General features: G+C 46.8%; 12 protein-coding genes. 3 read left to right on the top strand and 9 right to left on the bottom strand.

The window, feature by feature from the left end; translation table 11 throughout:
* The first annotated feature begins 30 nt into the window (after window positions 1–30).
* Entirely contained in the window at window positions 31–1,149 is a 1,119-nt protein-coding gene (gene recA / locus ACP7H9_RS02390; RefSeq protein WP_011233994.1) for a recombinase RecA, read from the top strand.
* Between the two features lie 62 nt (window positions 1,150–1,211).
* Here the strand turns inward: recA and ACP7H9_RS02385 are convergent, their stop codons facing one another.
* Window positions 1,212–2,534: an anti-phage deoxyguanosine triphosphatase gene (locus tag ACP7H9_RS02385; protein WP_114981393.1), complete on the bottom strand. Its 1,323-nt coding sequence runs from the start codon at window positions 2,532–2,534 to the stop codon at window positions 1,212–1,214.
* Between the two features lie 80 nt (window positions 2,535–2,614).
* On the opposite strand from ACP7H9_RS02385, the gene rssA reads away from it, so the two are divergent.
* On the top strand, window positions 2,615–3,592 hold the full coding sequence (rssA, locus tag ACP7H9_RS02380; RefSeq protein ID WP_114981392.1) for a patatin-like phospholipase RssA: 978 nt from the start codon (window positions 2,615–2,617) through the stop codon (window positions 3,590–3,592).
* Window positions 3,593–3,659: 67 nt separating this feature from the next.
* Here rssA and ggt read toward each other — a convergent pair whose 3' ends face one another.
* The 8 genes from ggt to pspF form a co-directional block, all read right to left on the bottom strand.
* Complete coding sequence (ggt, locus tag ACP7H9_RS02375) at window positions 3,660–5,369, bottom strand: gamma-glutamyltransferase (protein ID WP_114981391.1); 1,710 nt, start codon at window positions 5,367–5,369, stop codon at window positions 3,660–3,662.
* Window positions 5,370–5,474: 105 nt separating this feature from the next.
* The gene (gene putP / locus ACP7H9_RS02370) at window positions 5,475–7,007 is read right to left on the bottom strand and encodes a sodium/proline symporter PutP (RefSeq protein ID WP_114981390.1); all 1,533 of its coding nucleotides are present in this window, start codon (window positions 7,005–7,007) and stop codon (window positions 5,475–5,477) included.
* Between the two features lie 23 nt (window positions 7,008–7,030).
* Window positions 7,031–7,843 carry a peptide ABC transporter ATP-binding protein gene (locus ACP7H9_RS02365; protein WP_114981389.1) on the bottom strand — a complete coding sequence of 271 codons (813 nt, stop codon included), beginning with the start codon at window positions 7,841–7,843 and terminating at the stop codon, window positions 7,031–7,033.
* Window positions 7,840–8,832 carry a peptide ABC transporter ATP-binding protein gene (locus ACP7H9_RS02360; RefSeq protein WP_011233988.1) on the bottom strand — a complete coding sequence of 331 codons (993 nt, stop codon included), beginning with the start codon at window positions 8,830–8,832 and terminating at the stop codon, window positions 7,840–7,842. The genes ACP7H9_RS02365 and ACP7H9_RS02360 overlap by 4 nt, the downstream gene beginning before the upstream one ends.
* Window positions 8,832–9,725, bottom strand: coding sequence for an ABC transporter permease subunit (locus tag ACP7H9_RS02355; protein ID WP_034820655.1), 894 nt, complete (start codon window positions 9,723–9,725; stop codon window positions 8,832–8,834). Before ACP7H9_RS02355 ends, ACP7H9_RS02360 begins: the two co-directional genes overlap by 1 nt.
* Complete coding sequence (locus ACP7H9_RS02350) at window positions 9,712–10,740, bottom strand: ABC transporter permease (RefSeq protein ID WP_034820656.1); 1,029 nt, start codon at window positions 10,738–10,740, stop codon at window positions 9,712–9,714. Before ACP7H9_RS02350 ends, ACP7H9_RS02355 begins: the two co-directional genes overlap by 14 nt.
* Window positions 10,737–12,362 carry an ABC transporter substrate-binding protein gene (locus ACP7H9_RS02345; RefSeq protein WP_034820659.1) on the bottom strand — a complete coding sequence of 542 codons (1,626 nt, stop codon included), beginning with the start codon at window positions 12,360–12,362 and terminating at the stop codon, window positions 10,737–10,739. Before ACP7H9_RS02345 ends, ACP7H9_RS02350 begins: the two co-directional genes overlap by 4 nt.
* Window positions 12,355–13,431: a phage shock protein operon transcriptional activator gene (gene pspF, locus ACP7H9_RS02340; RefSeq protein WP_114981388.1), complete on the bottom strand. Its 1,077-nt coding sequence runs from the start codon at window positions 13,429–13,431 to the stop codon at window positions 12,355–12,357. The genes ACP7H9_RS02345 and pspF overlap by 8 nt, the downstream gene beginning before the upstream one ends.
* Before the next feature lie 190 nt (window positions 13,432–13,621).
* Between pspF and pspA the strand changes: the two genes are divergently transcribed.
* On the top strand, window positions 13,622–14,296 hold the full coding sequence (gene pspA / locus ACP7H9_RS02335) for a phage shock protein PspA (protein WP_034820665.1): 675 nt from the start codon (window positions 13,622–13,624) through the stop codon (window positions 14,294–14,296).
* The last annotated feature ends 7 nt before the right edge of the window (window positions 14,297–14,303 follow it).

Genomic DNA, 14,303 nt, shown 5'->3' with positions numbered 1-14,303 from the left:
TAAAACCAGTGATTAATAACGGAGCTTATAATGAGCAATGATCGTCAAAAGGCGTTAGATGCAGCGCTCGGACAAATCGAACGTCAATTTGGTAAAGGTTCTATCATGCGTCTGGGTGATAACCAGACTCTGGATATCGATTCTGTTTCAACCGGTTCGTTAGGGCTGGATATTGCTCTTGGTATTGGTGGCTTGCCTTTTGGGCGGGTTGTAGAAATTTACGGTCCTGAGTCCAGTGGTAAAACGACCATGACTCTGGAAGTCATCGCCGAAGCGCAAAAAATGGGTAAGACCTGTGCCTTCGTAGATGCTGAGCACGCGTTAGACCCTATTTATGCCGAAGCTTTAGGTGTTAACGTTGATGACTTATTAATATCGCAACCAGATACCGGTGAGCAGGCTTTAGAAATTTGTGACATGCTGGTTCGTTCCGGCGCAGTCGATATTGTGATTGTTGACTCGGTAGCAGCGCTGACACCAAAAGCGGAAATTGAAGGCGAAATGGGCGATAGCCATGTTGGCTTGCAGGCTCGTTTAATGTCACAAGCCCTGCGTAAATTAACGTCGAACATTAAAAAATCCAACACCATGTGTATTTTCATCAACCAAATTCGGATGAAAATTGGTGTGATGTTTGGTAACCCTGAAACCACCACGGGTGGTAACGCCCTGAAGTTTTACTCTTCTGTTCGTCTGGATATTCGCCGTACCGGTGCATTGAAAGAAGGTGACGAAGTTGTGGGTAACGAAACCCGCGTGAAAGTGGTTAAAAACAAGGTGGCTCCTCCGTTTAAAGAAGCGCACTTCCAAATTTTATACGGCAAAGGTATTTCTAAAGAAGGTGAGCTTATTGACCTGGGTGTTAAGCACAAAATGGTTGATAAAGCCGGTGCCTGGTACAGTTATAACGGCGACAAAATTGGTCAGGGTAAAGCTAACTCAATGAAGTTTTTGCAGGACAACCCTAAAATTGCCGATGAATTAGAAGGTCGTATTCGCGAACTGTTGTTGTCAAAACCAGAAAAGAGAACAAAAGAAATTCGTGAAGCTGAGCGCGCTGCTGCGAAAGAAGATGCGAAGAGCGAAGCTAAAGCAGACAAGAAAACAGAAAAGAAAGGTAATGAGAAAGATGATATCAGTTTGTCATAACTGATTTGTTTTTCGGAATAACAAGCCGGAGCTTATTGCTCCGGTTTTTTTATAAGTAAAAATTACTGAAACGCACTTTTGGGTGAGCTGACTGAGAACAGCTCCTGATAAAGTTTAGCGGCATACCCGTCAGTCATGCCGGAAAGGTAATCAGAAATTACGCGCAGAGCATTCCCACCTTTTTGTTGCTGTTGCAGATAACGCAAACGGGTATTTTCAGGCAATAAACGTTCCGGCTCTACGGCTAAAACCTCAAATAGTTCCATAACAATCTGTTGGCCTTTAAACTCCTGTGCCTGCATTTCAGGCTTTCGAATCACCCATTTAAAAATAAATTGCTTTAACGAGTTCAGTAGAATTTTTTCGGCAGCTCCTAACTGAACTTCATATTGCAGCAAAGGGCAGTCAAAATTGTATTCAGTAGAGTTCAGTCTTGCTGAGGTAAGCAGCCGGTTAACTAACCCTCCTATTGCCTGCTTGCGGAGGTGATGGCTGCCAGAAAAAAGATCTTCGGTTAACTTTCGGGCGTTAAAGCCGGAAAGCTCTGCTTCAAGCTGCTGTAAATCGGAGAACATGTGTTCTTCCCAGTGATGCCGCTGGATCAGGCCGACAACAATGGCGTCCTCAAGATCGTGAACGCCGTATGCGATATCGTCTGCAGCTTCCATAATGGACGCATCAATACTTTTAAGGGCGCTTTTTCCGTGGGTACTTTGTGTCGCTTCGTGCACTAATGCCTGAAAATTTTTCTTATCGTTAGTGCTTAGCGGCTGAAGTACCCAGTCTAGCTGCTCTGAGTCGTCGTCATACAAGGCTTTTGGTGGTAGCCATTCGCGGGTGGGCAAATGACGAAAGTTTGTTACCTCAGGGGGAAGTTCTTGCCTTCGGATTGCGCTCGCTAATACCGGGTACTTTAACAGCCCCAACAGAGTTCTTCTGGTTAAGCTCATGCCATGCTCAGGCGTGTAAGCTTCAAGCTGGGTGACAATACGAAATGTTTGGCCGTTACCTTCAAACCCGCCGTTATTGCGCATCATATAATTAAGAGCAATTTCGCCACCGTGGCCAAATGGCGGATGGCCTATGTCGTGAGCCAGACATAAAGACTCTAGCAAAGGCTCTGACAGCTCCAGTTGCTCAGCCAGTGCCGGATGCCGGTTACTTAAATGAACTACCAGGCTGGCACCAATTTGACTGGCTTCCAGCGAATGGGTCAATCGTGTACGGGGGAAGTCGTGCATACCAACATACATAACCTGAGTTTTTGCCTGCAGCCGTCTGAATGCCGCACTGTGAAGAATTCGGGCTTTGTCCCGTTGAAAGTTTGTGCGGGTATCGTTAGGGCGCTGTTCTGATGTACCTGACTGACGTTCTGTCCAAATCATCTAACTGCTCAGTGATGTTGTTGACGAATGAGTAATCATAGTACGATAGATACATTATTAAGAAAAGTAGGAAACAGCACATGTCTGAAGTGAAAGTCGCTTTAGCTCTGGGCTCTGGAGCGGCAAGAGGATGGGCGCACATTGGTGTCATTAAGGCATTGGAAGAGATGGGCGTACGTATAAATATGGTGGCCGGTACATCAATTGGCTCGTTAGTGGGGGCTGGTTATGCGTCCGGGCGGTTGGCGGAGATAGAACAATGGGTTCAGGGCATGAACCGTTGGGAAGTGTTTAATTTGCTGGATTTTGGTTTTAACCATGGCGGCATTATTGGTGGAGAAAAAGTCTTTAACCGCGCGCGGGAAGAATTTGGTCAACGCAATATAGAAGGTTTGCCTGTTACTTATGGTGCCGTTGCGACCGATTTATACAGCGGTCGCGAAATTTGGTTACGTAAGGGCGACCTTTATGATGTTTCCAGAGCATCTTGTGCCATGCCGGGCGTGTTGTCACCGAAGTCTCTTGACGGACGCTGGCTAATAGACGGAGGCTTGGTGAACCCAGTGCCGGTGTCGTTGTGCCGAGCTTTGGGGGCAGATTTTGTTATTGCTGTGCATCTTAATTCGCAATTAAATTCAAAAGCGTTGAAACGCAGAGGGCGAAGCATCCCACCTCAGACGGAAACCGAGCAGGTTGAAAAAGAAAAAGCTGATATGGAAGAGCACGGAGAGGATGATAACGGCTTTTTTGACAGCCTTTGGTCAGGCAGTAAAGAGTATCTGGACAGTTTTAAAGAACGCTTTAGAAATAATGGTGAAAAAGCGCCGGGGATGTTCAGTGTTATGGCAAGCTCCATAGACATTATGCAGGAGCGTATTACTAAGGCCCGTATGGCGGGTGATCCGCCGGATATTTTAGTGCAGCCTAAGCTTGGCCATATCGGTATTATGGAGTTTTATCGGGGTCAGGAAGCCATTGATCTGGGTTACGATACAACCACCAGAATGCGTGACTTGATTATGGAAGAAATTGAACTTTATCGTGAGCGCAGAGGTTAGTCAGATTTTCTCTGAGTTGAAAAGATAAAGCCGTCTCGCCTGCGCTGAGACGAGACGGCTATTATTCTTAATAACCAGCGGCGTGCCCATCCTTACGGCTTTCAGAAGCACCAATATAGACATCTTGTTCATGGTCTTTCCAGATAGCCTGATAGCCACCGTAGGGTCCCACGGCTTCCTGTAGTGTGTGCCCCATTTTTATTAATTCACGGCGAGTGTTTTTTGAGAAACCATTTTCCAGACTAACAACGCCACCATCTTCCATTATCGATCCTGTTGGCTGACTTGAGCCTGTATGCAGAATACGCGGCGCGTCACCGGCTTCTTGCAAGTTCATATCAAAATCAATGAGGTTGATAAGAATTTGTGCGTGCATTTGTGGCTGCGTAGCTCCTCCCATAACTCCGTAGCTCATAAGCGGCTTACCGTCCTTAGTGACGAAAGCAGGGATAATGGTGTGGAAAGGGCGTTTACCTGGTTCAAATACGTTACGGTGGTTTGGGTCTAACGCAAAGAGCTCGCCCCGGTTTTGCAGAACGAAACCTAAACCGGTTGGAGTAACGCCTGAACCCATACCGCGATAGTTACTTTGAATGAGTGACACCATATTGCCATCTTTATCGGCAGTGGTCAGATAAATAGTGTCGCCCTCTGTTGGCGGGTTACCCGGCTCAAAGGAGCGTCCGGCGCGTTCAGAGTTAATTAGCTGCGAGCGTTTTTTGCCGTACTCTTTGTCGATAAGACCCTGAACCGGTACGTCATTGAACGCCGGATCCGAATAGTATTTAGCACGGTCTTCAAACGCCAGCTTTTTGGCCTCTACAAAATGATGAATGTACTCGGGGCTATCGTGACCCATGGTTTTGATATCAAATTGCTCAAGTATATTCAGAATCTGCAGTGCTGCTATGCCCTGTGTATTGGGTGGTAATTCCCATAAGTCGTAGCCGCGATAGTTAGTGGATACGGGATCAACCCAGGTAGAGCTATGTTGCGCTAAATCATCATATGAGAGAAAACCGTCGTGCTTTTCGACAAAGTCGCTGATAGTACGGGCTATCTTCCCTTTGTAAAAGCTGTCGCGACCCTCATTTGCCAATATTTTGTATGTATTGGCAAGGTCGGGGTTTTTAAAACGTTCGCCTTTTTCCGGAACACTACCGTCACGCATAAAGACATCGGCAAAACCGGGAATATCTTTCAGTACCTCGGCATTGCGTTTCATGTAATACGCGATAACTTCAGTCACCGGAAAGCCAGACTCTGCATAATGAATGGCGGGTTGCAGAATTTTCTCCATGCTCGCCTCACCAAAACGGTCGTGTAGCTCAAACCAGCCATCTACCGCCCCAGGTACGGATAAGGGAAGTACACCGCGAGCCGGAATTGATTCGTACCCGTTTTCTTTAAAATAGTCGAGCGTTAAGCTCTGGGGGGAACGGCCAGAGGCATTGAGGCCATGAAGTTTCTTAGCCTCAGCATCCCAGACAATAGCGTAGAGGTCACCACCAATACCGTTTCCGGTTGGCTCAACCAGACCTAATACCGCGTTAGCTGCAATAGCGGCATCTATTGCATTGCCGCCTTCCTGCATAATATCTAACGCAACTTGCGTAGCTAATGGCTGGCTTGTTGCGGCCATTGCCGTAGGTGCCATCGCTTCTGAGCGGGTAGCAAAGTGATGCCCGGTAATACGGTCACTGGCATTACTGGGTAAGGTTGTTGCCGCGCAGGAAAATGCGAGCGCCGCGGATGCAATAATATTTAATTTAGCCATAGTGGTTACCTTCTTGTTTTTCTACCACTATAGGCCGGACTTCTAAAACAAAAAAGACCAGCCACGATGGGCTGGTCTTTTTATCAGTTACAAGGCGTAAATAGCTTAGCCTTTTTTGTCACCATGGTAGTAGCCGTCGATGACACTTTCCATTTCAACAAATTTGTCCTGAAGCTCCTGAGACGGTTCATCTGTCAGCTTACTGAAGATAATAATCGCCAGAGTCGACAGAATAAAGCCGGGTACCATTTCATAGACGACTTCTTCACTAAGGTCGATACCGAACAGTATTGGACTGAAAATCCAAAGTAGAACGGTAATTGCGCCGGTAAGCATACCCGCTAGTGCACCATTACGGTTCATACGCTTCCAGAACAGACTGAGAATAACGACTGGGCCAAAGGCTGCCCCGAATCCTGCCCAGGCTTTAGATACCAGAGCCAGTACCGTTTCTGTCTCACCGTATGCCAAGTAAATAGCGACCAGAGTCACAACTAAAACCGACAATCGACCGACCATTACAAGCTCTCTTTCACTTGCGTCTTTACGCAGGAAGGCTTTATAAAAGTCCTCAGTTAATGAACTGGAACTAACCAGTAACTGAGAAGAAATTGTACTCATAATTGCGGCAAGAATAGCGGCAAGCAGGAAACCACCAATAAGTGGGTGGAACAGTACCTGAGAGAACTCAATAAAGATGGTCTCAGCATCAGCTATTCCCATTGGCTGAGTTGCCACATAGGCGATACCAACAAAACCAGTTGCCATAGCGCCGATGATGGATACCACCATCCACGACACGCCAATACGACGAGCTGCTTTTACATCGCTAACTGAACGTATTGCCATAAAGCGTACGATAATGTGTGGTTGGCCAAAGTAGCCAAGACCCCAGGCCAGCAGTGAGACGATACCCAGAAAGCCAATCGCTTCGCCTTTGTCTACGTTGTAGAAAAAGTCGAGGAAGTTAGTATCAATGTCGTTAACCTGTCCAACTACACTGCTGTATCCACCGAGGTCGACAAAAGCCACGATAGGCACCAGCACCAAAGCGACAAACATAATACAGCCTTGCACAAAGTCGGTCATGCTAACCGCTAGGAAACCTCCAAATAAGGTATAGGCGCAGACCACGCCGGCTGTTACCCAAAGGCCAGTGGTGTAGTCCATGCCGAAGGAGCTGTCGAACAGCTTGCCTCCCGCAACTAAGCTGGCAGACGTGTACAAGGTGAAGAAGATGATAATAACGACTGAGGAAAAAATACGCAGACGTCGACCTTTATCGTTAAAACGATTAGAAAAATAGCCTGGTATCGTAATTGAGTCGTTAGCAACTTCGGTGTAGGTTCTGAGGCGGGGCGCCACAATGACATAGTTTAAGAATGCACCAATGACCAGACCCACTGCAATCCACAACTGAGATACGCCAGAGACGTAAATTGCACCGGGTAAGCCCATCAACATCCAACCACTCATATCGGATGCACCTGCTGATAATGCCGTAACTGCAGGGCCTAAGCCTCGTCCTCCAAGCATATAGCCTGAAACTGAGTCGGTAGACTTTTTATAGGCGTAAAGCCCAATACCTAGCATGACAATAAAGTACAGCGCTAGTGATATCAGAGTACCTGTTTCCACATTAAACTCCCGTTTTTTAGTTTTTAGTCAGCGATCTTAGCGCTTCTGTCGCTGTTATATTGAATGTTCTGTTTTAAATGTTCGTGCAGCAATTGTTGAACGTAAGTTTGCTGCGTGTCCTCTAGTACTATGTCTGTTTTATCAAACGCGATCATTTTACCACGATATAAAATTAAGATCTTATCCGCAATGTGTTTCACGATTTGCGGCGAATGTGTCACTAAAATGTAAGAAATACCCATATCTTTCTGAAGATCGAGCATAAGATTAATGATTTGAGCTCTAATTGATGGGTCAAGTGCAACCAGGGCTTCGTCGGCGACAACAATCTGCGGTTCCAGAATAATGGCACGCGCAATACAGACTCTTTGTTTTTGTCCGCTGGACAGCATGTGAGGGTAGAATTCCCAGTGTTCACGTAGCATACCAACGCGTTGCAAGGTTAAATTGACCCGCTCCTGACGTTCGGCAGCCGTTAACTGGGTATTAAATAACAGAGGCTCTTCCAGCTGTTTACCTATATTCAGATGCGCATTCAGAGAGTTTTCACTGTCCTGAAATATCATACGAATGTTGTTACATAGCTGAGGGTAGTTATTGCTATGAAGCTTCTGGCCATTAAGCAGAATTTCGCCACTGGTTGCGGTGTCTACACCACCAATAATTTGTGCCAGGGTCGATTTTCCCGATCCGGTCTCGCCCATTACTGCCAGTATTTCGCCAGCTTCAAGGGTGAAAGATAAAGGCTCTATCGCTATCGACTTAGGAGTCCATGGCCAGCCTTTTCGGGAGCGATAAGTCTTGCCGAGATTTCGAACTTCCAGTAAGTGACTCATGAGCTGCTATCCAGTAGCGGGAAATGGCAATGATACACACGTTGCCGGTCGTGAGTGGCCCGTGGGGCTTTAACGCAGGTCTTTTGAGCGTAAGGGCACCGGGGACCCAGACGACACCCAATTGGCATATGCCGCAAGGTTGGTATAGAACCGGGTAGGGTCGGTAAACGCGCTTTGTGAGGCAACTCCTGCTGCGTTTGCAATGACATGCGAAGCATCGAGTCGGTATAAGGGTGCGCCGGTTCCGACAAAATGTCCTGAGCAGGACCGGTCTCCATTAGCTGCCCACAATAAAGCAAGGTTAAGCGTTTGGTCTCAGGCAAAATGGAGCCGACATCCTGAGAAATTAGCACCACGGACATTTTTTGGCTAACCGCCAGTCGTGCCAGCAAACGATGGATCTGTAAACGGGTTGAAGGTTCCATCGCGGTGGTGGGTTCGTCGGCAATAAGGAGTCTGGGACGGTGAGCAATGGCTATAGCAATACTCACTTTTTGCGCTATGCCCTGAGACAATTCAAAAGGGTAGCTTTCCATTATAGATTCGTGGTCGCGAATGCCCACTCGGTGAAGCAGTCTTTTGACCCGGGTTTTACGATCAACCCGGCGACGCATGAATGTACCCCGAACATCCCCTTGTGGAATAGCTTCCACAATTTGTTGCTCTACTGTGCTGTTAGGATCGAGGTAGGCATTAGGGTCCTGAAAAATCATAGCCATATCGCGGCCGGTAATTTGCCGGCGCTGCTTTGGCGTCATTGCCAGTAAATCCTGTCCGTTCCACCAAAGTCTGTCGGCGGTAACTTGCCAGTTAGGGTTGATAAAACCCATAATGGCTTTTGCCAGCAAGCTTTTCCCCGACCCGGATTCGCCCACAATACTGTGAATTTCTCCCTCGGTAAGCTGCAGATTGACTTTATCCAATACTCGAACGATGCCGTGCGCTGTTTGCATCTCTACTGTCAGATTGCGTATATCGAGTAACTGCATTAGCTGTTAACCCTTTCTTTTAATGCACGGCGCAGGCTGTCTCCGACAATGTTAATGGCCATAATGGTAATAAACAAGGTTACGCCCGGCAGCACCATGGACCAGGGCGATAAATAAACCTCGTCCAGACTGCGTGCCAGCATGCTGCCCCATTCGGGAGTTGGTGCCTGAATACCCAGCCCAAGAAAGCTAAGAGCCGCAATATCCATAATAGCAACGGAAAGCGATACCGTAAGCTGCATGACCAATGTGGGGGTCACGTTAGGTAATATCACCCGGTAAAGCAAGTAGGCTTTGGAGCAACCATTGAGTCTCGAGGCGGTAACATAGTCCTTATGCCATTCTTCGTGCACCGCATTACGGGTAACGAAGATAAACTGTGGAATTAACGAAAGCGTTATAGCAAAGGCTACGTTATTAAAACCGGTACCGAGAATCGCAATGATGATAAGCGCCATCAAGAAGGAAGGAATGGACAGCAAAGTATCAAAAAGTCGCGATAAGCTTTGGTATTTTATAGTTCGGTCGATACCGGCAAGAGCCCCTATGCTCATGCCAATTAGTGAGGATACAGCAACCATAAGTATGGGGAGTCCCAGACTGTATAGTCCACCAATTAATAGCCGCGATAGCATGTCCCGACCTAAATCGTCGGTGCCAAACAAATAATTCATATTGCCGCTTTCGACCCATGAAGGGGGAAGTGCAATGGCATCAGAGAACTGGGCTGACGTATTAAAGGGTGCGAGCAAGGGGGACAGCAACACAACCAATATCATTGCCAGCAGAACATACAAGGCGGCCATGGAGAGAAACCTTGAGCGGAAGCTCTTCCAGACTAGCTTGAGTGGCGACGGGGTTTCATCGTGATGGTAAAGATTAACGTGTGGCATATTGTTCGTGCCTCACTATTGGGAATCGCCAGCCATGATATAGCTCGACCAGTAAGTTAAAGAACAAAATAACGAAAGCGAACATTAATACAGCGGCCTGAATAATAGGGTAGTCACGTTCAAAAATACTGCGGATAAGCCAATTGCCCATTCCCGGCCAGTTAAAAATGGATTCAACCACAATGCTGTTGGTTAACAGTAAACTGAAAATTAGGGTGGTCTGTTGCAGTACCGATTGCACGGCATTAGGAATAGCGTGTTTTACCAGTACTCTAAATTCACTTAACCCGCGGGCACGAGCCGCTTTTACGAAAGGTTTTTGCAGCATTTCCTGGGTTGCATTTCGCATTAAGCGCAGTAACAGCATCATTGGCATGATAGCCAGTATGATCACCGGCAGAACAATATGATTTAAAGCGTCCTGAAGCGCCGCGGCTTTATATTCCGAGTCACTTAAAAATACATCGATGAGAATTGAACCGGTTTGTGGTTCGACACCATATAAAGGGTTTATCTGGCCGGTAATAGGGAACCAACCGAGTTTTATGGCAAACAGTAGTATCAGTAACTGAGCTAACCAGAAAACCGGGATAGAGTAACCAACCATAGCCAGACTTATTACCGTCTGATCGGAGCGCTGACGAAAGCGGGAGGCAGCAAATACACCTAATGGTAAACCAAAAATAATGGCAACCAGTAAGGCCAGAAGAATGAGCTCCATTGAGGCCATAAAGTGTTGAATACCATCGGCAAATACCGGTGTACCATTACTCAGCGATAGCCCCCAGTCGCCGGCAAACAAGTGTTGCAGGTAACGCATGTATTGAATGGCCAGGTTCTGGTCACCGCCACGCAGTTCAACCATGAGTGGATAACTGCTCTGGAACGACCGGATGCCGCTCATATTGGTTATTGGGTCGCCCGGAAACAAGTAATTGAGGCTAAAACTAAACACCGTTAGTAAAAACACAGCAATAATAAAAACGCTTAAACGGCCTATAAGATAGCGGGTCATTGTGACTCTTCCTCCGCGGTATCTTTGGTGGCCAGGCGAAAGTTAATACCGCCATAAGGGGGAAGTTCTACGCCGCTGATGTTTTTCTGCTGTGCCTGAAAGCGTTTTGAGTGGGCAATAGGTAATAAAGGTTGCTGCTGATTCAGTAAGTGCTGAGCTGACTGATACAGAGCTTTACGCTCTTCCGGAACCGTGGTTGCTATGGCGCTGTAAAGCAACTGGTCAAAACCCGGGTGGCACCAGTTAGCCCGGTTGCCACCGGTAGCTACGGCAGCACAGCTCAACAGTGGTCTGAAAAAGTTGTCAGGGTCAGCATTGTCGGCATACCAACCAATGAGCACGGTATCGTGTTCACCACGAGAAAGGCGTCGGCGAAAGGTGTTCCACTCATAAGAAACAATGCTAGCAGAAACGCCAATTTGAGCTAAGTCTGACTGCATCAGTTCCGCCATTCTGCGGGCGTTAGGGTTGTAGACGCGCTGTACCGGCATAGCCCAGATGTTAATATTCAAATTTGAATGACCGGCTTCTTCCAATAAACGTTTGGCTTTTTCCGGGTCATACTGATACTGAATGCCACGGTCATCATAAGCCCAGGATGTTGGCGGTAGTATTGATTGTGCGAGCTCAGCATTACCGTAATATATGGTCTGAATAATTGCTTCGCGGTTAATGGCGTGGCTCAGAGCCTGACGAACCCTGGGGTCATCAAAAGGTGCTTTCTCAGTATTAAATGCCCAGAAAGAGACGTTTGGACTTACTTCATCGGTGACGATTAACTGTTCCCTGTTGAGCGCCTGCAACTCACTCACTAGCGGATAAGGAATAATGTCACATTCGCCGGTGACCAATTTAAGCATACGCTTGTTCGCGTTCGGAGTAATAGAATACACCAGATGTTCAATTCCCGGGCCTTCCCGCCAATACCCAGGATGTCGGGAGTAACGTATTAACACGTCTTTGCGATAACTCTCGAAACGATAGGGGCCGGTTCCTATGGGTAAAGCATCAATTTGCCCGGGCCGGTCGTCAATCAAAAGTTGTTGGGCGTACTCAGCGGATAAAATAATGGCGAAGTCTGTTGCAAGGTTCGCTAAAAAGGAACTGTCGGCATTATTCAGCACAATATCGACCGTCATTTTGTCAATTTTGACAACTTTATTTATTAGTTGATCCAGCCCTGTGGCTCTGAAAAAGGGATAGCTCCCTCCGACCTGATGATAAAGACTGGTCTCATCCAGCCACCGGTTAAAGCTGAATTGAACGTCTTCAGCGGTTAGTTCGCGGCTGGGCTGAAAGTAGTTGGTGGTATGAAACTTTACGCCTTCGCGCAAATGAAACCGATAACGAGTGCCGTTATCCAGAGTTTCCCAGCGCTTCGCAAGTGCAGGTACAAATTTTTGTTGCTCAGCATCGTAATCAATTAACCGGTCGTAGAGTTGAGCTGCAGTTGCATCAACGGTAGTGCCCGAAGTAACAAGCTGTGGATTAAAAGAAGCGGGGTTGCCTTCTGAACAGTAAATAATACCGTTGGCCAGGGGAGCAGGCTCTGGCTCCTCAGACTGACAGCCTGAGAGAAACACTGCTGCAATAACAAGCACATTGGCGTACGCTTTAATCATTAGCTGCAGAAGCCCCTTCCAATAACTGATACTTTTTTAAGTAGCCTCGTAACTGATGATAAGTCAGTCCAAGAAAATTAGCTGTTTTCTTTTGGTTAAACTGACATAAACGCAAGGCTTGCGACAAGACATCAATTTCATACTCTTGCGACTTTTGCTTAAAGTCTATTGGTTGATCGGCGTTGAGTTTCGGCATATCAATTATTTCATTACTTTCAGTATTGCTTTGTTCATTGGCCAATGGCTCTTGCGCAACTGTTTTTTCCGTAACCGGAGTTTTTGGCCGGAACGGACTGTTAAATGGGTCAATAATAATGTCATGAATAGGGACATGACCATTTCCCAGCCGATATAAGCTTCGCTCTACTGTGTTTTTAAGCTCGCGTACGTTACCGGGCCAATGATATTCAAGCAAGGTTTTACGGGCTTTCTCGGAAAAACCACTGAATAACTCCAGTTCCATTTCGCGTGCCATAGAAATAGCAAAGTGCTCAGCAAGTAACATGATATCGTCGCGGCGTTCACGTAGCGGTGGCAGGGTAATAACATCAAATGCCAGGCGATCCAGCAGATCGGAACGAAACTTGCCCTTGGCAGCCAATGACGGGAGGTCTTCATTGGTAGCGGCAATGAGGCGAGTATCGACTTTAACCGAATGGCGGCCACCCACTCGTTCAAATTCTCCGTACTCAATAACCCGCAGCAGCTTTTCCTGAACCCGCAAGGACGTATTGGCTAATTCATCAAGAAATAACGAACCACTGTCAGCGCGTTCAAAACGACCTTCGTGCTTTTTTGCCGCGCCGGTAAAAGCGCCGGCTTCATGTCCAAAGAGTTCACTGTCGAGTAAGTTTTCATTAAGTGCGGCACAGTTGAGGGTAACGTATTGCTGTTGCCAGCGTCTGGAAAGATAATGACAACGCGCCGCAATAAGCTCTTTACCTGTACCACGTTCACCAATAATTAATACGGGCTTATCGAGGGGAGCAATCTGCGACACTTGTTCCAGCACATCGGAAAAGCTGTTGGATTGTCCGATGAGGTTGTCGGGTTTTCGCTCAGGGCGCATGTCGAATGCCTTATATTATAGTTATTTTTGCTAATTATTAGTTTATTTTACGAACTCCCGCAAGGGTGTAATTCACATAAACTATAAAAAGTATTTATAAAACAAGTTGTTATGGCATAAATAAAAGTTGGCCTGATACTTGAATAATAAATCATCGAGTTGTTTATTAAACCAGTATGAGGTCATTATTATGGGTATTTTTTCACGTTTTAGCGATATCGTGAACTCCAATATCAATTCTTTATTGGATAAAGCCGAAGATCCGCAAAAAATGGTACGCCTGATTATTCAGGAAATGGAAGATACGTTAGTTGAAGTACGCTCTACGTCAGCGCGCCTGCTGGCTGAAAAAAAGGACATTCAGCGCCAGCAGCAACGGATGGAAAACGAAGTTCAGGACTGGGAGAAAAAAGCTGAGCTGGCGTTAACCAAAGAGCGTGACGATTTAGCGCGCCAGGCATTAATTGAAAAGCAAAAAGCGCAGCAGGGCGTTGACTCGTTGCAGCAGGAAATGGATCGCGTTAATGAAAACCTGGACAAGCTAAACGACGAAATTGGTCAACTTCAGGAAAAACTGGCCGATGCGAAGTCTCGCCAAAAAGCTATTCTGATGCGTCAGAAGGCGGCCAGCAGTCGCTTGCAGGTTAAGCAACAGGTCGATAGTGGCAAAGTAGATGACGCGATGCAGCGGTTTGACCGCTACGAAGCCAAAATCGATGATTTGGAAGCCCAGGTTGAATCTTATGATATGGGTAAACGGACATTACGTGACGAATTTGCAGAGCTGGAAAACGAGAGTAAAGTGAATGACGAGCTGGAAGCATTGCGTGCTCGTATGAGCTCAAAAACCAAACAAGACTCTTAAAACAGGC

It is taken from the genome of Idiomarina sp. ST20R2A10, from assembly GCF_051842345.1.
GTDB classification, from domain to species: domain Bacteria; phylum Pseudomonadota; class Gammaproteobacteria; order Enterobacterales; family Alteromonadaceae; genus Idiomarina; species Idiomarina loihiensis.
The sequence above is the reverse complement of the archived record's forward strand: the minus strand, read 5'-3'. Positions and strand labels throughout refer to the sequence as shown.

Bases quoted from the DNA above. Each gene is read 5' to 3' on its own strand.
- recA (WP_011233994.1), top strand. From the start codon at position 31: ATGAGCAATGATCGTCAAAAGGCGTTAGATGCAGCGCTCGGACAAATC.
- ACP7H9_RS02385 (WP_114981393.1), bottom strand. From the start codon at position 2,534: ATGATTTGGACAGAACGTCAGTCAGGTACATCAGAACAGCGCCCTAAC.
- rssA (WP_114981392.1), top strand. From the start codon at position 2,615: ATGTCTGAAGTGAAAGTCGCTTTAGCTCTGGGCTCTGGAGCGGCAAGA.
- ggt (WP_114981391.1), bottom strand. From the start codon at position 5,369: ATGGCTAAATTAAATATTATTGCATCCGCGGCGCTCGCATTTTCCTGC.
- ACP7H9_RS02365 (WP_114981389.1), bottom strand. From the start codon at position 7,843: ATGAGTCACTTACTGGAAGTTCGAAATCTCGGCAAGACTTATCGCTCC.
- ACP7H9_RS02360 (WP_011233988.1), bottom strand. From the start codon at position 8,832: ATGCAGTTACTCGATATACGCAATCTGACAGTAGAGATGCAAACAGCG.
- ACP7H9_RS02355 (WP_034820655.1), bottom strand. From the start codon at position 9,725: ATGCCACACGTTAATCTTTACCATCACGATGAAACCCCGTCGCCACTC.
- ACP7H9_RS02350 (WP_034820656.1), bottom strand. From the start codon at position 10,740: ATGACCCGCTATCTTATAGGCCGTTTAAGCGTTTTTATTATTGCTGTG.
- ACP7H9_RS02345 (WP_034820659.1), bottom strand. From the start codon at position 12,362: ATGATTAAAGCGTACGCCAATGTGCTTGTTATTGCAGCAGTGTTTCTC.
- pspF (WP_114981388.1), bottom strand. From the start codon at position 13,431: ATGCGCCCTGAGCGAAAACCCGACAACCTCATCGGACAATCCAACAGC.
- pspA (WP_034820665.1), top strand. From the start codon at position 13,622: ATGGGTATTTTTTCACGTTTTAGCGATATCGTGAACTCCAATATCAAT.